General features: G+C 71.1%; 21 protein-coding genes. 4 read left to right on the top strand and 17 right to left on the bottom strand.

All coding sequences use genetic code 11. From position 1 onward, the window contains the following. The 13 genes from FHX82_RS26990 to FHX82_RS27050 form a co-directional block, all read right to left on the bottom strand. Positions 1–577: lactonase family protein (locus FHX82_RS26990; RefSeq protein WP_183176865.1), on the bottom strand; the 577-nt coding region annotated here is incomplete at its 3' end. 20 nt (positions 578–597) lie between these two features. Continuing rightward, the gene (locus FHX82_RS26995) at positions 598–1,458 is read right to left on the bottom strand and encodes an ABC transporter permease (protein WP_221216616.1); all 861 of its coding nucleotides are present in this window, start codon (positions 1,456–1,458) and stop codon (positions 598–600) included. 110 nt (positions 1,459–1,568) lie between these two features. Then, on the bottom strand, positions 1,569–2,543 hold the full coding sequence (locus tag FHX82_RS27000) for an ABC transporter substrate-binding protein (RefSeq protein ID WP_221216617.1): 975 nt from the start codon (positions 2,541–2,543) through the stop codon (positions 1,569–1,571). A 186-nt stretch (positions 2,544–2,729) separates the two neighbouring features. Then, positions 2,730–3,392 (bottom strand): GntR family transcriptional regulator, encoded by a 663-nt coding sequence (locus FHX82_RS27005; RefSeq protein ID WP_145936469.1) that lies wholly within the window; start codon positions 3,390–3,392, stop codon positions 2,730–2,732. A gap of 42 nt (positions 3,393–3,434) precedes the next feature. Beyond that, entirely contained in the window at positions 3,435–4,283 is an 849-nt protein-coding gene (locus tag FHX82_RS27010) for an amidohydrolase family protein (protein ID WP_145936468.1), read from the bottom strand. Between the two features lie 14 nt (positions 4,284–4,297). Then, positions 4,298–5,278: a substrate-binding domain-containing protein gene (locus FHX82_RS27015; protein WP_145936467.1), complete on the bottom strand. Its 981-nt coding sequence runs from the start codon at positions 5,276–5,278 to the stop codon at positions 4,298–4,300. A gap of 21 nt (positions 5,279–5,299) precedes the next feature. Continuing rightward, positions 5,300–6,181, bottom strand: coding sequence for a hypothetical protein (locus tag FHX82_RS27020; protein WP_145936466.1), 882 nt, complete (start codon positions 6,179–6,181; stop codon positions 5,300–5,302). Further along, the gene (locus FHX82_RS27025; protein WP_145936465.1) at positions 6,181–7,332 is read right to left on the bottom strand and encodes a DUF3500 domain-containing protein; all 1,152 of its coding nucleotides are present in this window, start codon (positions 7,330–7,332) and stop codon (positions 6,181–6,183) included. Before FHX82_RS27025 ends, FHX82_RS27020 begins: the two co-directional genes overlap by 1 nt. Position 7,333: 1 nt before the next feature. Continuing rightward, a complete protein-coding gene (locus FHX82_RS37860) occupies positions 7,334–8,983 on the bottom strand; it encodes a thiamine pyrophosphate-binding protein (protein WP_145936464.1) in 1,650 nt (549 codons plus the stop codon). Beyond that, positions 8,980–10,032, bottom strand: coding sequence for an amidohydrolase family protein (locus FHX82_RS27035; RefSeq protein WP_145936463.1), 1,053 nt, complete (start codon positions 10,030–10,032; stop codon positions 8,980–8,982). The genes FHX82_RS37860 and FHX82_RS27035 overlap by 4 nt, the downstream gene beginning before the upstream one ends. 21 nt (positions 10,033–10,053) lie before the next feature. Next, a complete protein-coding gene (locus tag FHX82_RS27040) occupies positions 10,054–10,908 on the bottom strand; it encodes an HpcH/HpaI aldolase family protein (protein WP_145936462.1) in 855 nt (284 codons plus the stop codon). After that, entirely contained in the window at positions 10,892–11,449 is a 558-nt protein-coding gene (locus FHX82_RS27045) for an SRPBCC family protein (RefSeq protein ID WP_145936461.1), read from the bottom strand. The genes FHX82_RS27040 and FHX82_RS27045 overlap by 17 nt, the downstream gene beginning before the upstream one ends. 23 nt (positions 11,450–11,472) lie before the next feature. Then, positions 11,473–12,267: an ABC transporter ATP-binding protein gene (locus FHX82_RS27050; RefSeq protein WP_145936460.1), complete on the bottom strand. Its 795-nt coding sequence runs from the start codon at positions 12,265–12,267 to the stop codon at positions 11,473–11,475. A 177-nt stretch (positions 12,268–12,444) separates the two neighbouring features. Between FHX82_RS27050 and FHX82_RS27055 the strand changes: the two genes are divergently transcribed. Continuing rightward, a complete protein-coding gene (locus tag FHX82_RS27055; protein WP_145936459.1) occupies positions 12,445–13,281 on the top strand; it encodes a substrate-binding domain-containing protein in 837 nt (278 codons plus the stop codon). A gap of 6 nt (positions 13,282–13,287) precedes the next feature. Here FHX82_RS27055 and FHX82_RS27060 read toward each other — a convergent pair whose 3' ends face one another. Further along, complete coding sequence (locus tag FHX82_RS27060; RefSeq protein ID WP_145936458.1) at positions 13,288–13,662, bottom strand: hypothetical protein; 375 nt, start codon at positions 13,660–13,662, stop codon at positions 13,288–13,290. Between the two features lie 256 nt (positions 13,663–13,918). Further along, the gene (locus FHX82_RS27065) at positions 13,919–15,133 is read right to left on the bottom strand and encodes a cytochrome P450 family protein (protein ID WP_145936457.1); all 1,215 of its coding nucleotides are present in this window, start codon (positions 15,131–15,133) and stop codon (positions 13,919–13,921) included. Positions 15,134–15,292: 159 nt separating this feature from the next. Here FHX82_RS27065 and FHX82_RS27070 point away from each other — a divergent pair, with 159 nt between their 5' ends. Both FHX82_RS27070 and FHX82_RS37315 read left to right on the top strand, forming a co-directional pair. Next, entirely contained in the window at positions 15,293–15,808 is a 516-nt protein-coding gene (locus FHX82_RS27070; RefSeq protein ID WP_221216618.1) for a DUF4188 domain-containing protein, read from the top strand. Positions 15,809–15,960: 152 nt separating this feature from the next. Beyond that, positions 15,961–19,440 (top strand): discoidin domain-containing protein, encoded by a 3,480-nt coding sequence (locus FHX82_RS37315; protein WP_145936455.1) that lies wholly within the window; start codon positions 15,961–15,963, stop codon positions 19,438–19,440. A 24-nt stretch (positions 19,441–19,464) separates the two neighbouring features. On the opposite strand, the gene FHX82_RS27080 is transcribed toward FHX82_RS37315, so the two are convergent. Next, positions 19,465–19,785 carry an endonuclease V gene (locus FHX82_RS27080; protein ID WP_145936454.1) on the bottom strand — a complete coding sequence of 107 codons (321 nt, stop codon included), beginning with the start codon at positions 19,783–19,785 and terminating at the stop codon, positions 19,465–19,467. An 8-nt stretch (positions 19,786–19,793) separates the two neighbouring features. Next, a complete protein-coding gene (locus FHX82_RS27085) occupies positions 19,794–20,594 on the bottom strand; it encodes an IclR family transcriptional regulator (protein ID WP_145936453.1) in 801 nt (266 codons plus the stop codon). 141 nt (positions 20,595–20,735) lie between these two features. Here FHX82_RS27085 and FHX82_RS27090 point away from each other — a divergent pair, with 141 nt between their 5' ends. Then, on the top strand, positions 20,736–22,055 hold the full coding sequence (locus tag FHX82_RS27090) for an MFS transporter (RefSeq protein WP_145936452.1): 1,320 nt from the start codon (positions 20,736–20,738) through the stop codon (positions 22,053–22,055). The last annotated feature ends 31 nt before the right edge of the window (positions 22,056–22,086 follow it).

The following is a 22,086-nucleotide window of genomic DNA, read 5'->3' on the forward strand; positions in this document are numbered from 1 at the left end:
AGACGCGATCGGCGCCGAAGTCCGCCACCAGCGCCCAGCGGCCGCTGGGATCGACGGTCACGTGGTGCGGATGCGGGCCCGCCTGGCGGGGGTTCGGGCCGGAGCCGGTGTCCCGCACGACCGACGTGGGCGAGCCGAGCGTCCCGTCGCGCCCGAGGGGCACGGTCGCGACGAGCCCTGCCGCGAAGTTGGCCACCAGCACCGTGTTCTGGTGCACGGCGAGGTGCGAGATGACGCCCGCGGTGCCCGAGCCGCCGGTGGACACCTCGCTGGTGCGGGTGAGTCCCGTGCGGTCGATGCGGTAGCTGGAGACGACGCCCGCACCCTCGCCGCTTCCGACGTAGAGGACGGGCAGGGCGGGATGCCGCACGGCCCAGCTCGAACTGACGTCCGCCACGACTCCGCCGGAGGTCAGCGCTCCGGTGCCCGGGTCGAACCGGGCGCCGTACAGCTCCTCGCGGCCCCAGGTGCCGATGTACACCAGGTCCGGTTTCCGGGGAGCGGCCGTCGCGGGTATCGCGCCGAGCAGCGGGACGGCGGCGGCCGCGCCCAGCAGCCGTCTGCGGGAGAGGTTCATGGAAGGGCCTCTTTCCTGGTCTAGGCGCGGGGCTGGGCCGCCTTCTTGCGAGGCAGGAGACCGAGGCGCTTGAGGGCGTACTTGTCCAGCTGGGTCAGGAGGCCGTTGAGCACGAGGGTCAGCGCGACGAGCACGATCAAGGCCGCGAACTCGCCCGAGGCGTCGAGCGCCGTGGCGTAGCTGAACAGCTCGTGCCCCACGCCCTGCGAGGACGCGATGAACTCGGCGCCGATGACACCCAGGATCGCCAGCGGGCCACCGGCCTTGAGCGCCGCGAAGAACGGCGACGCGAGCGTCGGGATGGTGACGTACGCGAGCACGTGGTGCTTGCGCCCGCCCATCACCTCGATCACCTCGACGAGTTCGCGCTGGCGTTGCCGCAGGCCGAGGTAGAGGTTGTAGAACACCACGAACGCCACGCCGGTGGCCGCGATGGTGATCTTCGACCACGCGCCGATCCCGAAGAACAGCAGGAACAGCGGCGCCAGCGCGATCTTGGGAATGCCGTTGACCGCGGCGATCAGCGGTTCGAGCACGCGTCCGGCGACGGGGAACGAGCCGAGCACCAGGCCCAGCGTGGTGCCGATCGCGACGCCGATGCCGAAGCCCACGGCGATCTCCACGGTGGTGGCCCCGATGTCGGTCCACCCGGCCGGGCTGGTGAGCAGCTTCCACAGCGACTGCACCACTTCGGTCGGCTTGCTGATCGCGTACTCGGGGATCAGCGGCCCGCTGACCAGCTGCCACACCACGAGCGCGAGCACGATCACCCCGACCCGCGCCGCGACGATCTGCGCACCGTTCCACCCGCTGCCACGACGTGGCGCCGCCTGCACGGGCCTCGTTCTTCCTCCGGTCATCTTGCCGGTCGTCGTCACCATGTCTTTTCCTTCCAGTCTTTGGTAAGTGGCAGTGGCGGCTTGCTGTGAGGCCGTCGACTTGCACCGCTACCCGCACCGGCCGTCAAGCCGCTCCTACAAGATCCTCTGCGTCATTGCGGGAGGTACTGGTTGGTCCAGTTGCTGTCGGGGAGCTTCGTGCCCTTCGGCAGTGCGCCTTCCTTGCTGATGAAGGCCATCGTCGTGGCCCAGCCCGCCTTGTCCATCGCGTCGCTCTCGGGCCAGTCGACCAGCCGGAGGCTCGCCAGCAGCACCGGTTCGGGAACGCCGGAGAGCACCTTCTTCATGATCGCGACCGTTTCGGCCTCGTGTCCGCGGGTGTAGGCCGTCGCCTGCTGGACGGCGCCCACGAAACGGCGGACGAGGTCGGCGTTCTCCTGCGCGAAGCTCTGGCGCACCACCACGACCTGGCCGTAACCGCTGCGCGCGACCGACCACACGGGCACCCGGTCCGGGCCCGCGACCACCACCCCGTCGCCGGCGTCCTGCACCTGCAGCGGAATCGGCTCGGACGTGACGAACCAGTCGATCTGCTCGTTGTTGAGCGCCGCCTTGTCCGCGGCCGGGCTGGGCAGCATCACCCACTTCACCGACGCCGGGTCGGCGCCGTACTCCTTCAGGAAGATGCTCGACTGGCCCTTCGTGGTGTTGGAGCTGGCGCCGCCGGTCGAGCCGGCCAACGCCTTGGCCACCACGTCCGGCGGGGTCTGCGCGGTCAGGCCGTGCTCCTTCGCGAACTTCGCGCTCACCACCAGGCCCAGCGGGTTGCCACCGCCGTTCATCGCCACCGCGAGCTCGGGGATCTTGCGGCCCACCGCGGTGAGGAAGTTCGTCGGGCTGTCGTTGAGGAACTGCACGGAGTCCGACTGCAGCGCGGCCGAGCCGATCGACGCGGTCACGGTGATGAACTCGACCTTCAAACCCGCGGCGCGGAAGTAGCCGTTGGCGTCGGCGACCCGCAGCGAGGTGTCGAAGATGTTGTTGCTCACGCCCACGGTGATGGTCGTGAGCCCGTCCGCGTCGCTGGAACCGCACGCCGCGAGCAGGCCCGCGAACAGGCTGAGCACCGCCGCGAGAACGGGCGGCCTGATCCGGGTTCGGGGGCGTCGTTGCCTCTTCACCACTGCTTTCACCACGCTTTCTGTCGGGAGAAGAACCGTTGCCAGAAGTCGATGTGTCCGCGACCCGGCGGTCCTCGTCCGTCCACTCAGGACCGTCGACGTTGCCGGGCCGCGCATGGGTTACTCCCTCCGTCAGTGGTCCTGCCGCCGGTCGAGCAGCAGCGCCCGCCGGGCCGAGCCGACGTGATGGCGCATCGCGGCGACCGCCGCGTCGGGGTTGCGGGTGACGATCGCGAGGAAGATCGCCTGGTGCTCCTGCAGCGAACCGGCCCGCGGGTGCTGCGCCGAGAGGTTGCGGTACTGCCGCATCACCAGCGGGTACAGCAGCGTGTCGTAGGCTCGCGCCAGCGTCGTCGCGTGCGCCGCCTCCTTCACCTGCTGGTGGAACCGCCGGTTCCCCTTCGAGTACGCCGCCTGGTCACCGCTGAGCTGCGCCTGCTCCATGTCTTCGAGCGTGCCGCGCAGCTCGGCGATCTCCTCCTCGGTCGCCCGCTCGGCCGCCTTGCCCGCCAGCGCGGACTCCAGGACCTCGCGTGCTTCGAGGATGTCCGCGGCCTCCTCGACCGTGAAGGACCTCGTGCGCACCCCGCGGTTGACCTCGGCGGTGACGTAGCCCTCCTGCGCCAGGCGGACCAGCACCGACCGGATCGTGCCGCGCGAGACGGCGAACCTGCCGGTGAGATCGGCCTCGGTCAGCCGGGTGTTCGGCTCGAAGCCGCCGGAGAGCAGCAGCGTGCGCAGCTCGTCGTACACCTGGCCCTGCCGGGTGGCCGTGCCCTTGTCGTTGTCGTCCACGTGTGCCCCACGCTCGTCGGTCCGGATAGGAGTAGGCAGACGTTATCCCGCGAGGCCGGGGTACAACTTGCGCGCCGTACCAGCGAAGATCTGCTGTCGTTCGGCCTCCGGCACGTCGGCGAGCACCTCCTGGGCAAGCGCGACGAGCTCGGGCAGGGACTGCTCCGCGGCGGGCAGGTTGGAGCCCCACGCGATGCGCTCCGCGCCGAACGCCGTGAGCACCGGGTCGAGGAACGCCACGGCCTCCTTGCCCGCGTCCCGCAGGCGTTCGAGGTTGCGGTGCGTCAGCTTCAGGTGCAGGCCCTGGTGCTCGGCCAGCTTCGCGACCTCCTCCCCCGCGTCGGCGGGCGACGCCTCGATATCGGGGTAACCCAGGTGGTCGAGCAGCACCCGGACGCCGGGGAACCGGTGCAGCAGCTCGACCAGCTGCGCGGTGGCCGGGCCGAGCCGCATCTGCAGGCACACGGTCACCCCGAGTTCGCCTGCCTTCTCCCAGAACGGATACGTCTCCGGCGCGGCGAACCACTCGCCCTGCGTGGGAACGGTGCTGCCGCTGGTGAACAGCCGGACGCCGGAGAGGCCGCCGTCGATCGCCTCGGCGAGCTTGGCGGCGGCGTCGGACGGCAGCGGGTCGAAGGTGCCGACGGCGAGGAACCGGTCCGGATGCCGGGACTGGCTGTCGAGGACGTAGGAGTTGTCGTAGCCGTAGGCGGTGGTGGCCTGCACCAGCACGGACCGGCCGATGCCGGCCTCGTCCATGGCGGCGAGCATGCCCTCGGCGCTGACCGGGCGGGTGGTGGCCCAGCCGGACTGCTTCCCGCCGATCGGCGCGCGGGGATAGCGTTCCTCGTCGGCGGAGATGACGTGGCAGTGGGTGTCGACGATGTCCACGGGTGGTCTTCCTTTCAGGCGTCCGGGTACTCGCCGCCGGCGAACAGGTCCGCCGGTTCCGCCGCGAAGTCCGCGTCCAGCAGCCCCTGGTCCCGCGAGTACTTCACCAGCGCGCGCAGGCTCGCGTCGTTGGCCTTCAGCCCGTACGGGACCGGGTCGCCGCCGATCTGCCGGGCCTGCTTGCCCAGGCGCGCCAGCGCGGTCCACTCCGGATCCGCCTCGACCTGGCGGCGCTTGCTCTCGGCGAACGCGGCGTACAGCGCTGTCGGCAGCCCGGGATCCTGGTCGACGAGCTCGCGGCGCAGCGCGATGACCGAGTGCAGCGGGTAGATCCCGGTGCGCAGGTACCAGTCGACGGCAAGCACCTCGGCGTCCGGGAACAGCGGGTACGGCCCGTCCTCCCCGGCCGGCTGCTCGGACGCCGCGGCCCAGCCCGCTCGTGGCGCGCCCGCGCGCCCGGTGCCGGCGTTGCCGGTGAAGGCCGCGTCGAGCTCACCTGCCCGCAGCAGCTCGCCGAGCGACCGGCCGTCGGTGACGCGCTCGACGTTCACCGGTGCGCGCCCTTCGACGTGGTCCTCGTCGTCGACGACCCACGTCACGCCGTCGACGTCCACGTGGTACTCGTCGTGGAGGATGCCGCGCACCCACACCCCGGTGGTGACGGTGTACGCACGCACGCCCACCCGTTTGCCCTTGAGGTCGGCGGGAACGCGGATGCCGGAGTGCACTCCACAGCGGACGTCGCCGTGGTGGAACCGGCGGTTGAGGAACACCGGGATCGCGGTGAGCGGCACCCCGGCCTGCACCGCCATCAGGTACGAGGTCGGGGCGAGCTCGCACACGTCGAACTCCCGGTCGCGGATCATCCGCCGGTACGCGCCGATGACGGGCTTGACCTCGATGGGCTCGACGTCGTAACCGTCCACTCCGACGTCACCGGCCAGCAGTGCCTGCCCGTGCGGGTAGTCCCCCAGGACCACCGAAAGCTTGCTCATGCGTTGTGCCTTTCTCCGGTTTCAGGCGCCGAGGCGCGACGACGGGACACCGAGCGCGCCGCAGGTGCGCTCGACCAGTTCGTCGAACTCGACCGGCCGCGGCAGCACCCCCTGCTCGTACGCGTAGCGCGCGGCCTCGCTGACCGGCCCGCGCAGAGCGGCGAAACCCACCGGGTTCAGCTCGACCGGTGGCGGCACGGGACCGGTGGCCGCGGCGGCCTCGGCGAGCGCGTCGTAGACCGCGAGCACCGTCTTCGGGTCGCTTCCCGCGGCACTCAGGCTCACGCCGACGACGTGGTTGATGGGCGCGAAACCCTTGCGCAGGGCCCAGTCCTCCGCGACGTCGAGCGCGTCCGGGATGGCCGTGCGGATCCGGTCGTCGGCGGGCAGCTCGTTGCCCATGATGCCGAAGTCGACCTTGCCGTCGAGGAAGTCCTTCGGCAGCTTGGCCCCTTCCGGTGCGCGCTTGACCCACGACGGGTCGGCGTGCTCGTCGACGTGCCCGTCCTCGTAGGTGCGCCACTCCACATCGGACAGTGCGATCCCGTACTGCTCGGTGAGGAACCCGCGCAGCCACACGCCGGTGGTCTGGCTCCACGACCGCACGCCGACGCTGTGGCCCGGCACGTCGCCGACGCCGAGGCCGCCCAGCGTCACCAGCGTCTGGTGCTGGAACCGGCCGAGCACAGTGACCGGCAGCAGCGCCACCGGCTTGTCGTACGCGACGGCCTGCAACAGCGTCACCACGGGGATCTCGCACACGTCGAAGGACCCGTCGTTCAGGAACGGGCGCGACGCCTTGTTCACCGGCTTGACCTCGACCCGTTCCGGCGTGGCCCCGGCGTCGAGCGCGGCGGTGAGCGCCACCGCCGCGAGGTCGTCGCGGCCCAGCACGATCTTCATCAGGAGCTCCTTCGTTGTCCGTGGTGGCGTTCGTGGTGCTGGCGCAAGAGGTCCGCGCCGTAGTCACCGCCATTCGGCGTGCGCACGATGGTGTGGATGTGGCGGCGGGTGGGCGTGTCGTTGTCGTACATGACGCCCGCCTGGTGCTCGAACTCGATGAGGATCACCGGGCTGTGCACGCGGTAGTAGAAGACGCCGTCGGGGTCACCCACCCACGCGAAGTGCGTCTCGTCGGCGTGGGCGAGGACCTCCTCCCGGCGCACCTCGGCGTGGCCCTTGTTCGCCCGCCCGGTGTACAGCTCGACCAGCCGCATCGCCGTCGCGTGCTGCTCCTCGGTGAGGTCGGCGAACGGCAGGCCCTCGTAGTTCAGCTCGAAGTTGTCGCGGAAGGCGCCGACGAACAGGTCCTCCGGCAGCACGTCGGCGATCGTCGCCCGCTCCCGCTGGCCGGCGTCGAAGCTGGCGAACAGCTGCTGCCCCAGCGCCTCCTCACGCCGGAAAGCCTGTGTCCCGGCGAACTTCCCGCCCTCGGCGACCACCGGTTCGGCGCCGAGGAACGACGGCGTGAGCACCAGCTGGTCGCCCACGAGCACGCAGTTGACGTTGACGTGGTGCCCGTCGAGCTGCCAGCCCCACGGCCGGCCCTTTTCGGGTTCGCCGTAGATGCTGAACCAGTACACCCACTCGTTGAGCTCGCCGGTCTCGCCGCGCAGCTCGCCGATGGTCAGGTTGAGCCGCATCAGGTCGAGCACCTGCTGGTACCCGGCGTCGCTGAGGCTGCGGCGCAGGATCTCCAGCGCCAGCTCGCGCTTGCGCTCGTCGAGGTCCTCCAGGCACAGCCCGTGCCGCAGGAAGTAGCGGGCGCCGTTGCCCCAGTGCCGCCACGACACGTCGTGCATCGCGAACCGGCCGTCGGTCAGCTCCTCCGGCGTGAGCGCCGCGAGGTAGTCCTCCGCCGCGCGTCGCAGGCCGGTGACGTCCACGCCGGTCCTGGTCAGCGGGAACAGGCCCGGCCGGGGCCCGTCTTCCGTGACCAGCCCGCGGAACGGGACGGCCGCCGACTGCACCCGCCATTCGATCTTCCTCAGCAGCTCCGGGGTCCACAGCGCCGGGCGCTTGGTCGGCGGGCTGCCGCGTTTGCGCAGTCCCATGTCACACGTCCTCGCCGTACTGGATGCGGCGGTACGGCACGCTCAGTACGTCCCGCGTGATCCGCACGTCGATCACCGTCGGCCGCGGGGCGCGGACGTACTCGGCCAGCGCGGCGCGCAGCTCGTCCGTCGTGCGGACCGTCGCGCCGCCACCGCCGAGCGCCCGCGCCACCGTCCCCAGCTCCGGGGTCGGGATCACGGCGAGTTCCGGGTCGAGGCCCTTGGCCACGGACTTGTGGTACTCCGCACCGAGGCCCTCGTCGTTCAGCACGACCACGAGCACCGGCAGGTCGTAGCGGCAGGCGGTCTCGAACTCCGGCAGGTGCATGAGGAAGCTCGCGTCGCCCTCGACGACGAACGTCGGCCTGCCGGTGGCGACCGCGGTGCCGATGGTCAGCAGCGGGGCCTGGCCGATGGCGCCGAACATGCCGTAGTTCGAAGTGATCTCGCGGGAGCGCTGGAACAGCTGCGTGCCGAAGTCGGTCTGGTGCCCGCTGCCGAGCACGAGCCCGATCTCCCCGGGCAGCTCGGCGTCGATGACCGCGATCGCCTCACGCGGGTCGAGCAGCCCGTTCCCGCTGCGGTAGTCGGCCGGGTCGACCAACGGGGCGGTCAGCCTCCGGTGCACGTCGGGCGTGTGGAAGCCTTCCAGCTCCACCCCGCGGCTCTCCAGCGCGCCGGTCAGCGCGGTGAGCCCGGTGACCGCGTCGGCCTGCAGGTAGCAGTCGGCGACCCGGCCGTTGCCCATCACCAGGTGCGGCGCGGTGTCGATCTGGACGTACCGCGCCTCAGGGAACAGGTAGCCGCTCTCGATGGTGTAGTGGTTGAGGCTCGCGCCCACCGCCACCACGCAGTCGGCCTCCTGCAGGATCTCCATCGCGACCTTGCTGCCGAACAGGCCCGCGATCCCGACGTGGTACTCGGTCTCGCCGTACAGCCAGTTCTTCGCCTGCAACGTGGTCGCGAGCACGGCACCGGTGCGCCGCTGCAGCGCGAGGATCTGTTCCCCCGCCCCGGCGCGACGGGCGCCGCGCCCGGCGACGATCACCGGCCGCTTGGCCGAGGCGAGGATCTCGCACGCCTGCTCGACGCGCTCGGGGTGCGGCAGCAGCTTCGGCGTGCGGAGGAGGCTCGTGGAGGGGACGTAGTCGTCGACGTCCTCGAACTCCTGCAGCTGCACGTCGAAGGGCGCGCTGAGCAGCACCGGGCGGGACTCGGTGCGGGCGCGGTAGAACGCCCGCTGCACGACCTCCTCGGCCGACTCCGCCTTGGTCACCTGGACGAACTCGGCCTCGATCGCGGCGGCGAACCGCCGCTGGTCGAGGTACTGCACCGCGCTCGTGTCGCCCAGCGCGGTCTCGCCGCAAAACGCGACCAGCGGGACGCGTGCCCGGCTCGCCACGAGCATCGACGTGGCCAGCTGCGCGGTGCCCGGCCCGCTGGTGGTGGTGACGACGCCCGGTCGCCCGGCGGCGCGGGCGAACCCGTGCGCCATGCTCAGTCCCGCGCCCTCGTGGCGCACCTCGTACAGCCGCACGCCGCGGGTGGCCAGCGCGTTCATCCAGTGCATGTTGGCGTCGCCCATCATGCCGAACACGTCCGTGGTGCCCTCGGCGGCGAACGCCCTGGCGAGCGCTTCGTACACCTTCACCGCACGACCTCCTCTTGCTTCCTGTTGTGCAGCACGCGTTCCAGGCGCGGGAAGACCCGCAGCGCGTTGCCGCCGTAGATCGCCTGCCGGTCCTGGGGGCCGATCTCGATGGAGTCCAGAATGGACTTGACGTCATCGAAGCGGCGCCCGGTCTCCGGGTCCACGCTGCGGACGGCGCCGATCATCTCCGAGGCGAACAGGATGTTCTCCGCGGGCACGATGTCCGTGAGCAGCTCCAGGCCGCGCTTGTGGTAGACGCAGGTGTCGAAGAAAACGTTGTGCAGCAACGCTTCTTCGAGCGGCGGGCGGCCCTGGTCGAGCATCACCCCGCGGTAGCGGCCCCAGTGGTAGGGCACCGCGCCGCCGCCGTGTGGCAGGATCAGCCGCAGTGCCGGGAAGTCGGTGAACAGGTCCGACTGGCACAGCTGCATGAACACCGCGGTGTCGCCGTTGAGGTAGTGCGCGCACGTGCCCTGGACGGCCGCGTTGCGCGACATCGCAACGTGCACCATCGCCGGCACGTCCAGCTCCACCAGCTTCTCGTAGAGCGGATAGTAGATCCGGTCGGTCAGCGGCGGCGCCTGCCAGTAGCCGTCGGACGGGTCCGGGTTGAGCAGGCAGCCGACGAACCCGAGCTCGGTGACGCACCGTTCCAGCTCGGCGGCCGAGGCGTGGACGGAGGATTCGAGCGCGTCGCCGGGTGACTGCGGCAGCTGGCACACGCCGACGAAGTTGTCCGGGAAAAGGCCGCACACGCGGGCGATCAGGTCGTTCGCCACCTGGGACCAGTGCAGGCTGGTCCGTGCGTCGCCGTAGTGGTGCGCCATCTTACCCGCGCCCGGCGAGAACAGCGTGACGTCGGTGCCGCGTTCCCGTTGCAGCTTCAGCTGCCCGCCCTCGATGGCGGCGATGATCTCTTCGTCCGAAATGAACAGCTCGTTGGGCAGCACGCGGAAGCGCGAGGCTTCCCACGCCTTGATCTGGCGCTCGCGCCACTTGCCGAGCGCGGGCGGTGCGGTCGTGAAGTGACCGTGGCAGTCGATGATCATGAAAGCGCTTTCTCCGAGGGTTCAGGACCGGCCGGTGAGCTTGCGGCCCAGCTCCAGGCCGGGATAGCTGCGCACGGGCGCCGACATCAGGAAGCGGTAGCCCTCGTCGAGCACCCGCTCGATGTTGCCCGCGGTGACGTGCGGATGGCCGACCACGACGCCGTGGTCGGAGCAGATCCCCACGATCCGGCGCCGGGCCTCGACCATGCTCGGGTGCTCCAGCTGCCGCGGCACGCCCAGCTCCTGGCTCAGGTCGCCCTCGCCGATCAGCACCAGGCCGATGCCGGGCACCTGTTCCAGGATCGACGGCAGGTTCTCGATCCCGCGCTGGTCCTCGATCATCAGCACCACGAGGATTTCGCCGTCCGGGTCGAGCGGCCAGACGTCGGCCTTGGCGTAGTACTCCTGGTTCGAGATGCCCCAGTAACGCGCCGCGGCCGTCGGCGCGTCGCCGCGCACCCCGGCCGGTTCGTAGCGGTCCTCGCCGGGCAGCCGGGGGTAACGGCAGGCGGCGACGGCGTTGCGCGCCTCCTCGACGGTGGTGATGTGCGGCCAGACGATCCCGTACGCGCCGAGGTCGAGCGCCTGCTTCGCGTGCCACTGCCCGAACTCCGCGCCGTTGACCGGAACGCGCACCAGCGGCGTCGGCGAGGGGGCCAGCGTGCCGGCCTCGAAGATCCGCCGCCGGTCGAGCAGGTACTGCAGGGTGTCCCGCAACGTCGTGGCGTCCCACGCCTTGTGCTCGGCCTCGAACACCAGGCCGTCGTAGTCGGTGTTCGCGAAGTCGAGCGCGGCGGCCGGTTCCGGGGCGGCGAACGCCGCGAAGGCGTGCTGCCCCGACTCCAGCGCCGCGATGACGCTATTCAGCCTGGCCACGGCGGACTCCTTCGCTCTGTCGCTTGTGGACTTTCCGGCTCCACCAGTCGCGCACGCGTGCCCAGAGGGAACGCCGCACCGGCGGCGGTTCGGGCTCCCCGCCGCACCTGCGCACCAGCTCCGCGGAGAACTCCTTGGTCATGCGGGAGACCACCGCACCGGCACCCGCCTCGATCACCGAAGCGAGCTTGCCCGAGAGCTTGACCTCGCCCCGCACGCTCACCCGCGACCCTTCGGGGGCTTCGGCGACACCGAACGTGGCGTGCGCGTTGAACCGCGTGGCGCCCTGCCCGTCCTTGCCCCGTGCCGAGAGGCGGCCTTCCCGCCCCGGCACGTCGAGCTCCAGCGACACCCGGGCGCCGAACTTCACCCGCACCGCACCGAACTTGACCACCAGCGTGCCGTCGAAGGAACCGTCCTCATGGGACTGTCCCAGCTCGGCCCCGCTGATGCAGGAGACGACTTCCGCGGGATCGGAGATGACCTCCCAGACCCGCCCCGGGGGCGCGGGAACGGCGATCTCTTCCGTGATCGTGATCAAAGCAGGGAACCTCGCTCGTGGCTTCAGGCGGCGTCGGACAGGTCGAGTTCGGCCTTGAACAGGCTCCAGAGATCGTTGTAGAGCTCCGCGAACTCGGGGGACTCGATGAGTGTGCCGATGTCGCGGGGCCGGGAGAACGGCACCGGCAGCACGCGCCGCACCGTGCCGGGGCCCTTGGACATCACCACGACCTCGTCGGCGAGGTAGATCGCCTCGTTCAGGTCGTGGGTGACGAAGACCAGCGTGCCGTTCTGCTCCTCCCACAGGTTGAGCAGGTCCTGCTGGAGTTTGAGGCGGGTGATGGCGTCCAGCGGGCCGAACGGCTCGTCCATCAGCACGATCGAGGGGTCGTAGATCAGGGCGCGGGCGATGGACACGCGTTTCTGCATGCCGCCGGACAGCTCGCGCGGGTAGTGGTCCTCGAACCCCCTGAGGCCCACGACCTCGATCCAGTGGTCGATCCGCTCGTCGCGCTCGCCCTTCGAAGTGCCGCGGAACTTCAGGGCCAGCCCGATGTTCGCCCGGACGCTGAGCCAGGGCAGCAGGTTCGCCTGCTGGGTCACGTAGGCCGCCGCGGAGTTGACCCCGGTGACCGGCGCGCCGTCGAAGTGGACCTCGCCGCGCGTCGGGAAGAGCAGGCCCGCGGCGAGGTTGAGGATGGTGCTCTTGCCGCAGCCGCTGGGCCCGATCACCGCGACGAACTTGCGCCTGCCCACGCGGAGCGAGACGTCCTCGATGGCGGGCCGCGGGCTGCCCGGGAAGTCCAGCGTGACGCTGTCGAACCGCAGGGCGTCCGAGCCGAGCTCACTCGTCGTCATCCCAGTCTCCCTTGACCGAGTGTCGGATTGTTTGACAAAGCGTGCCGCGACGCTAACACCCGCTGCCGCCGATCAGCAAGAACTTCTTAGCCGTGAACTGACTGAGAGTGGTACCGCGTTCTTGTTGTTCGACAATCCTGGGTGTTAGCTTGCGGTGGACCCGAAGGAGGTGCCCGGATGCGGGCCTACACGGCGGCGATCGGCGACTACCCGCACACGGCTGCGGTGAAGGCGGGCGGGCGGTTCGAGTTCGCGGACGTCGAGCCGATCCACCGGGCGTTCGCGCCGATGGTGCGCTCGCTGCGGTTCGACTTCGCGGAGCTGGCGCTGGCGACGTGCCTGCAGGCCCATGAGGCGGGGGTGGGGGTCAGCCTGCTGCCACTGGTTCTGCACGGGAACTTCCACCACCGCTCGATCTGGCGCCGGGCGGGCGGTCCGGGCCTCGCGGAGCTGGCGGGCCGGCGCGTGGGGGTGCGGGCGTACACGCAGACGACCGGCTTGTGGGTGCGGGGTTTCCTGGCGTCGGACTACGGGGTCGACCTCGACGGGATCACGTGGGTCACGACGGAGGGGCCGCAGGTGGCGGGATATGCGGAGCCGGCGAACGTGACGCGCGTGCCGGGCCCGCTGGTGGCGGCGCTGGAGGCGGGCGAGGTGGCGGCGGTGGTGATGGGCCCGAGGGCGGTGCCCGAGGGTGCGCCACTGGAGCCGCTGCTGCCGGACTGGGAGAACGCGCAGCGCCAGTGGTTCGCGCGGCACGGGACGGTGCCGATCAACCACCTGCTGACGGTGCGCACCGAGGTGCTGCGCTCGGACCCGGAGGCGGTGCGCGAGCTGTACGACGCCCTGGCGGCGGGCATCGACGCACGCGGGGACGAGCGCCTCAGGTACGGCGTCCCGGCGGTGGCGGAGGCCGTACGGATCGCGGTCCGCTATGCGGCGCAACAACATCTGATCACGACGGAGCCCACGGTGGACGAGCTGTTCGCGGACTTCCAGCGGTATCTGGGGTAGGCGATTTCAGCAGGGCGCGACGGCACCTGTCTCCCCGGCGGCGCACCAGCCGGGATGCTCGCGGAGCCACTGCTGAGTTCGGGCGCGAACGTCGCGGTCGGTGAGCCCACGCGCCGCGTTCACGCAGCCGCCGGTGGAGCACTTGACGTTCGTGCCGGGTTCGTAGCACTGGTTCTCATCCCGCAGACACGCAGCGCGACTGTGGGACGGCGCGGGCTTGGCCTTCGCGGTCGTCCGCCGCGGCGCCGGGGTGCTGGGCGGCGGCGGGGCGACGGTGACCGTCTCCGTGACCGGGGCGGGAGCGACCGAGGTGGTCACGGCGGGCGGCGCGGCGGGCACCGGTGTCCCGCCGGTCGTGCACGCAACGGCGAGTGCAGCCACGGCGGCCAGCGGAACGAGCCGGAGCGAAACGGGCATACCAGTGAACTCGCGCCCGCCCCTGGCGCCGTTACCCCCGCGGCCACGTCGTGACCCGACCGCAAGCCCCGCGCTCGACCGGCGGGCCCACCACGCACCACCACCGCGGCGCCGTCGCGCCGTGAAGCCTTGGGCTCGGCGACCGCGGCGTTCGGTGTCTTCGCGATCCACCCCGCCTGTCCTGTGGTGCCTGGGGTGGCCGTGGTGCCGGGACGCGTCGCTACCGGCCGTTCAGCAGCACCGGCAGTTCGCGGTGTCCGTTGGAGATGAACGAGTCCAGGTGCGCCAGCTCCCCGGCGGGCACGGCGAGCGTCATCGCGGGGAACCGGTCGAACAGTGCCGGCAGCGCGATCGCCGCCTCCAGGCGGGCCAGCGGCGCGCCCAGGCAGTAGTGCACGCCGTAGCCGAAGGCGACGTGGGACTTGTCCGCGCGGGTGACGTCGAACTCGTCGGCGTTCTCGCCGTGCAGCGCGGGATCGCGGCTCGCGCCCGCGTAACCGGCGAGGATGGCCTCGCCCTTGCGAATGACCACGCCCTGGACGTCGATGTCCTCGATCGCGTACCGCAGTGGCAGGTGCGCGACGGGGGCCTGCCAGCGCAGCGTCTCCTCGATCGCGTCCGTCCACCGGGCGCGGCCGTCGCGGATCAGCGCGAGCTGGCCGGGGTGGGTGAGCAGTGCGGCGATGGCCTGGTCGAGCAGGTTCACCGTAGTCTCGTGACCCGCCGAGACGAACAGGATCAGCGTGTCGATCAGCTCCGTCTCGTCCAGGCGGGCGCCGTCGTCCTCGCCGTGCGCGGCGATGAGCGCGGTGGTCAGGTCGTCGCCGGGCTTCGCGCGCTTCGCGGCGAGGAGCTCGGTGAGGATCGCGTACATGTCGCGCTGCGCCGCCAGCGCCGCCTCCGCGCTCGCCGACGTCCGGAACACCACCTCCACCGCGTGCCGCAGCCCGGCGCGCGCCTCGTCCGGCAGCCCGAACAGGCGGCAGATCACCTCGATGGGCAGCGGGTAGGCGAAGTTCTCCCGCAGGTCGACCGGTTCGCCCGAGGGCCGGGCGGCGAGCGCGTCCAGCAGGCCACGCACGATCTCGTCGACCTGCGGCCGCAACGTGGCGATCCGGCGGGCCGTGAACGCTTGCGCCACAAGGGATCGCAGCCGCTTGTGGTCCGGGCCGTAGGCGGTGAACATGTTCCGCACCGACACCCACAGGTGCAGCGGCCAGTCCTCGCCGATGTGCGGGAACTCCGGCCAGTGCCGCCGGGCGTCCTTCGACACCCGTGGGTCGTTCAGCAGGCTCCGCAGCACTTCGTCGCCGGTCACCGACCAGGCGAGGACGCCGCCGGGCAGCTCCACCCTGGCGACGGGCCCGCGCTCACGCAGCCGGGCCGCTTCGCCGTGGATGTCTCGGCCGTTCGGGTCCAGGACGAGTGGGTTCATTCCGGGCGCCTCCGTTCCGGCTCGGGCGACCTCCCAGCGTGGCAGCGGGCGCGGTGCACCGGCAATGCGCCGAACGTCGGCATCTGTGCTGCCCCGCTTGACGAACCACCCGTAACGGTGTTTCATAACCTCATCGATAACAGCGTTATGGAGGTAGTCGTGAGCGAGATCTTCCCCGGCCGCTGGACCGCGAGGCCGGACCGGTCGGCGCAGCCCGGCGAGGCGGTGGTCGTGCTGTTCCTGATCGGCATGCGCGTCAACAAGTGGTGGCGGATCGACCAGTACCTGTGGGTTTTCCTGGCGATGGGGCGGATGCTGCGCCACCTCGCCCAGCATCCCGAGGCGGGGCTGATCCGGGCGCGCAACTGGCTGGGCCGCACCACCATGCAGGTCGGGTACTGGCGCAGCCTCGACGACCTGGTCGCGTTCGCCGCGGACGACGGCGCCCCGCACGCACCCGCCTGGCGGCGGTACTACCGCAAGGCGAGCGCGTCCGGCGCGGTCGGCGTGTGGCACGAGACGTACCTCGTCACCCCGGGCTCGTTCGAGACCATCTACGCGAACATGCCGAAGTTCGGTCTCGCGGAGGCCCTCGGGCACACGAAGGTGGACCGGACCACGTCCAGCTCCCGGCAACGCGTGGCCCGCGGCCGCGTGTCCACAGTGGACAAGTAGGGTCGATCGCGCACCGGCACCCTTGACGGAAGTCGCGGCGCACGCGACACTACTGCCGCTACAGAAAGCGCTTTCCGCACCTTTCCAGCACGCCTCAGCCAGGGGTTGGTCCGTACCACCGCTCCGGCCCCGCACCCACCGCGGGAGACGGTATGACGGCCCACTGGTTCCACCTCGTCCGCGTCCGGCGCGCCCTCGTCGCGCTCCTCGCCGCGATTGGCCTGGGCGCCTACGCGCTCGTCGTGGCGGAACCGGCGGCGGCCGCGACCCTGCTGTCGCAAGGGAAGACGGCCACCGCCTCCTCGGCCCAGGCGGGGAACGCCGCGGCCGCAGCGGTGGACGGCGACACCGGCACCCGGTGGGAAAGCGCCTGGGCCGACCCGCAGTGGATCCAGGTGGACCTCGGCGCCCCGGCGTCGATCGGCCAGGTCGTGCTCCAGTGGGAGACCGCGTCCGCGAAGTCCTACCAGCTCCAGGTTTCCACCGACGCCGCCACCTGGACCACCGTGTACTCGACGACCACCGGAGCGGGTGGCACCGAAAGCCTGACGGTGAACGGAACCGGGCGGTACGTGCGCCTGACGGGCACCGCGCGCAACACCGGGTACGGCTACAGCCTCTGGGAGTTCCAGGTCTACGGCACCACCGGCTCGGGCTCCGCGTCCTGCGGCACCACCGACGCCGCGCTGAACAGGCCCGCCACCGCGTCGTCGGCGGAGAACGCGGGCACCCCGGCGAGCGCGGCCTTCGACGGCGACACCGGCACCCGCTGGTCCAGCGCGGCGAGCGACCCCCAGTGGCTCCAGGTCGATCTCGGCGCGGTCCAGACCCTCTGCCGGGCCTCGCTGATGTGGGAGGCGGCCTACGCCACCGCGTTCCAGCTCCAGGTCTCCACCGACGGCGCGACGTGGACCCCGGTCTACTCCACGACGACGGGCACCGGCGGAACGCAGACGCTGGACGTCAGCGGCACCGGCCGGTACGTGCGGATGTACGGGACGGCGCGGGCCACCGGTTACGGCTACTCGCTCTGGTCGCTGCAGGTCTACACCACCAGCGCCGGCGGGTGCTCGGCCCCGGTGATCTCGTCGTTCGCGCCGGTGCAGGCGTCTTCGTTCGTGGCCGGCAACGCTCCGGCCGCGGCACTGGACGGCCGGACCACGACGCGCTGGGAAAGCCAGGCCAGCGATCCACAGTGGATCGCGACAGACCTCGGCGGCACGGCCACGGTCAACTGCGTGGTGCTGAACTGGGAAAGCGCTTACGCGTCGGCCTACACCATCGACGTCTCCCCCGACGGCCGGACGTGGACCACCGTTTTCTCCACCACCAGCGGCAAAGGCGGCGTGGAGACGCTGAGCCTCTCCGGTAGCGGACGGTTCATCCGGATGAACGGCACGACGAGGGCCACCGGCTACGGCTACTCGCTGTGGGAGTTCGAGGTGCACGGCACGGTCGACACGTCGGCCGCGGCCCCGACGATCCTGTCCGCGCCCACGAAACCCCCGGCCACCACGGGACAGTTCGCGCTCACCTCGCCCGCCGGCGGCGCAATGGTCACCGACACCCGGCGCCCGGCAATGACCTGGGCGGCGGTGCCCGGCACCGCGCACTACCAGGTGTGGCTCAACATCAGCCGCACCGACTACGACTTCACCGCGTCGGGCAACCTGCTCGACTTCTACACCAAGGTGGCCGAACCCACCGGCACCGCCTACACGCCGACGTGGGACCTGCCCGACCGCTGGACCTACCGGTGGTTCGTCGTGTCGGTCGATGCGGCGGGCGCCACGAAGACGTCGGACATCGCGACGTTCAGCCTCTACCATCCGGCGGTGACCGCGGCCGGGGACGGCGTGCCGGTCGTCAACGGCATGCGCGATCTGAACAAGGACGGTGCGATCGAGCCGTACGAGGACTGGCACCAGCCGGTGGCCACGCGGGTGAACGACCTGCTCTCGCGGATGACCCCGCAGGAGAAGGCGTACCAGATGTTCTACAACAACCAGACCTATCCGCAGTCCGGCTGGATCTTCGGCCCGGCGCAGCCGCAGGACCTCAACGGCTGGCTGGTCGCCTCCGCGGGCACGCGGCTCGGCATTCCGCCGGTCGCGGCGGGCGACACGATCATGGGGTACGAGACGACGTACCCGGCGCAGAGCGCACTCGCCGCGGGCCAGGACTACGCACTGGACTACCAGCTCGGCGACCTGCAGCGGCGGGAGGAGGTCGCCGCCGGGGCGCGCGGCGTCCTCGGGCCGCTCGCCGAGGTGGGCACCAAGGTGCTCTACCCGCGCATCCAGGAGGGCAACGGCGAGAACGCGCAGGTCGCGGCCGCCCAGGTGCGGGCGCTGGTGGCGGGCCTGCAGGGCGGGCCGGAGCTGAACCCGTCGTCGGTGCTGGCGACCGTCAAGCACTGGCCGGGCGAGGGCGTCGGCGGCGAAGCGGGCATCACCTTCGACGCGACCACGATCAAGTACACGATGATCCCGTGGACGGCGGCGCTGGAGGCGAACGCGGGCAGCATCATGACCGGCTACGCGGGCAGCTCGTACCTCGACCCCAGCGGGGCGGGCGCGGGCAACAGCGCGCCGATCATCGATTACCTGCGGCAGACCATGGGCTACCCCGGCCTGATCACCACCGACTGGCTGCCGTCCGGCGCGTGGGTGAGCGCGGCGAACGCCGGCGCCGACGTCATGGGCGGCGCCGACCCCGGTGCCGCGGACTTCTCCCTCGACAGCTTCATCGCGAGCGTGCCGTCGAGCCGGATCGACGACTCGGTGCGCCAGATCCTGACGGTGAAGTTCAAGCTCGGCGTGTTCGAGACCCCCTACGGCGACCCGGCCAACGCGCCGTACCGCTTCCACCAGCCGGCGTCCGCGGCGCTGGTGCAGCAGGCCGCGCAGGAATCGATGACGCTGCTGAAGAACGACGGCGTGCTGCCGGTCAAGCTCAACGCGGGCGACAACATCGTGGTGACCGGCGCGCGGGCGGCGGACGGCGCGTCGTGCTGCCTGTGGACCAGCTACTTCCACTCGCAGTACGGCTCGCTCGACTTCCTGGACGCGATCAGGGCCCGGGCCGCGACGGCCGGGGTGAACGTCTACCAGGACTCGTCACCCACGCCGCCGAAACTGGCCGTGGTGGCGGTCGGCGAGGCGTCCTACACGCACGCCACGAACTGGGTGAAGGAGCAGCCGTCCCTGCCCGCCGACCAGGTGGCGCTCATCCAGAACTACCGCAACCAGGGCATTCCCGTCGTGGTGCTGCTGGTGCTGCCGCGGCCGTACGTGATCACGGACTGGAACGGCCTCGCCGACGCACTCGTCGTGACGTACCGGGGCGGCGAGGGCATGGGACCGGCCGCCGCCGGCCTGCTGTTCGGTGACTACGCGCCTCGCGGACGGCTGCCCTGGCAGCTGCCGCGCAGCCTGGACCAGGTCCTCGTGCCGGGCGGCACGGACGTCCCCGCGGACGCGGTCGAACACTGGGACCTGCCGTACGATCTCGGCGCCACCGACGCGGAACGGGCCGACATCAGGGCCCGCATCGCCGCCGGGCAGCCGGTGCCCACCACCTACGGAAACCCGCTCTACCCCTACGGCGCCGGGTTGCAGGGGTGGCACTGAGTCCATTGAGGACGGTTGGGTGACTCAGTCCTTCCGGGCCACTGTGGACTCGTGGTCGGCGGCCCGGACGGGCTCCGGCAGCCGGTAGCGCGGGGTGAGGCGGAGGACGAGCTCCACGGCCGTCTCCACGCTCACCCGGTGGCCGGGCGACACGTAGACGGGCTTGATCCCGGCCTGCGTGCGCACCGCGTAGCCGGCCGCCCGGCCGTCCAGCCGCACCGGCGACCGGTCACCCCGCTCCCGGCCCGGTTCGGCGTGTCCGCCCACCAGGGGGCGCAGCCCGTCCTGCGGCCCGGCGGCCTCGGTTTCGTCGCGTGGCCGCGGAACCTCCCCGCGGAACAGCATTCCGCCGGTCAGCTCACTTCGCCGAGGTCCACGGCGTGGCCCAAGCGCGACGACAGCGTGGCCGCCGCCTCGCGGACGCCCGTGATCACGCCGAGCAGGTGGCTGCCCCGGAAGTTCACCACCGGGCCGCCCAGGCTGATCGTCGCCTGGAGGACTCCGCCGCGGCCGAAGACCGGCGCCGCCACCGCGCCGACGCCCACCAGGTAGTCCTCGTCGCTGATCGTGTAGCCCTCGGCGCGGATCTTGTCCAGCTGCCCGGCCAGCACGCCCGGATTCACGACGGTCTGGTCCGTGAAGCGCTCCAACGGCCCGGACAGCCAGCGCTCCCGCACCTCGGGCAGGTACGCCAGTATCGTCATCGGCCCCGCCGCCGCGTGGTACGGCAGCACCGTGCCCACGCTGATGTGCTTGACCGTCAACGGGCCCGAGCCCTCGAACAGGTCGATCACCACGGCCCCGCCGTCGCCCGGGATCATCAGGTACGCGGTGTCGCCGAACTGCTCGGCCAGCTCCAGCAGCAGCGGGCGCGCCTCGTCGCGGAGGCTGAACCCGGCGAGCGCGATCGAGCCGAGGCTGAACAGCTTCATCCCGATCTTGTACTCGCCCTCGACGGTCTTGGTCAGCCAGCCCATCCGCACGAGCGTGGCGAGCAGCCGGTGCGTCGTCGTCTTGTTGAGCCCCGTCGCGTCCGCCAGCTCGGTGAGCCCGAGCGCCGGATGCCCCTGGTCGAACGCTTCGAGCAGCTGCCCGGCCCGGCGCACGGAGTTCACCAGGTTCTTCGCGTCGTCCCCGCCCGCGGTGGCAGTCATGGCGCTCCTCGTCCCCCGTAACTCTTTCACCATACGGTACACGCTTCGTTTTCAGATTCGACACCTGCCGCGTTCTTGACCGGGGACAACCCACCTTCTACTGTTTTTCGGAACAGGGTTCGTAATCCGGAAAGGTGCTCAATGGAGACCACCAGCCTGTCCGCCGGCGCCGCCGCGCCCGCGTTCTCCCCCAGACTCACCCGCCGCGCCGCGCTCGCGGGCGGCGTCGGGACTCTCATCGAGTACTACGACTTCAGCGTGTACGGCTTCCTCACCGTCACGATCGCCCCGCTGTTCTTCCCGAACGCCAACAGCACCGCGTCGATGCTCTCCGCGCTCGCGGTGTTCGCGTCGGGCTACCTCGTGCGCCCGCTGGGCGGCATCTTCTTCGGCTGGCTCGGCGACCGCTCCGGCAGGCGGGTGCCGCTCGTGGCGACCGTGCTGGGCATGGGTGTCTGCTCCGGGCTGCTCGGCGCGCTGCCGACGTTCGCCTCCGCCGGGGTGCTCGCGCCGTTGCTGCTCGTCGTGCTGCGGCTCGCGGGCGGGTTCTGCGCGGGCGGTGAGATCGGCGGCGCGGCCACGTACATCGCCGAGTCGACGCCACCGCGGCGGCGGGGTTTCTTCGGTTCGTTCACGCCGTTCGGCTCGACGTTCGGCTTCGCGGTGGCGGCGATGGTCGTCGGCATCGTGTCGAGCGCCGCGACCTCGGCGTCGATGAGCTCGTGGGCGTGGCGGCTGCCGTTCCTGCTGTGCCTGCCGCTCGCCGTGCTGTGCCTGCTGGCCCGCGCGCGGCTGGAGGACACGCCGGAGTTCACGCGGCAGGTCGCCGAGGGCGGGCAGGCGAAGCGGCCGCCGCTGCTGGAGGTGCTGCGCACGCGCCCGCTGTCGGTGCTGCGCGTGATCGGCCTCGCCGTGGCGACGAACGGCACCGGCTACATCGGACTGACGTACGTCAGCGTGTACCTGATCAAGACCCTGCACTTCCCGGCGAACCAGGTGTACTGGCTGTCGGCGGCCGTGATCGCGCTGGCGTGCCTGACGATGCCGCTGACCGGGCTGCTGTCGGACCGGTGGGGGCGGCGGAAGGTGCTGGTGACCGGGCTCGTCGGCTACCTGGTCGTCGCGTACCCGGTGCTCGCGGTGATGGGCGGGGCGGGGAACCTGTTCGTCATCGGGCTCGTGTACCTGGTCTACATGGTGCTCAACGGGTTCCTGCAGGTGCCGGCGTTCCCGCTGTTCACGGAGCTGTTCCCGGGCCGGATCCGGTACACCGGGGTGGCGCTGGGCTTCAACCTGGGCACCATCCTGGCCGGCGGCACGGCCCCGTACGTGGCGACGCTGCTGGTGGCGAAGACGGGTGACCACGAGTCCCCGGCGTTCTGGGTGATCGGCGTCGCGGTGGTCGGCCTGATCAGCCTGGTTGGCCTCCGCGAAACGGCGAACACACGCCTGCCGCAGTAGACCCGAAAACGAGGCCCCCGGCGGGAAATCC

Origin of the sequence: Amycolatopsis bartoniae (assembly GCF_014191255.1) — a bacterium.
In the GTDB taxonomy this organism is placed as follows: Bacteria; Actinomycetota; Actinomycetes; order Mycobacteriales; family Pseudonocardiaceae; genus Amycolatopsis_E; species Amycolatopsis_E bartoniae.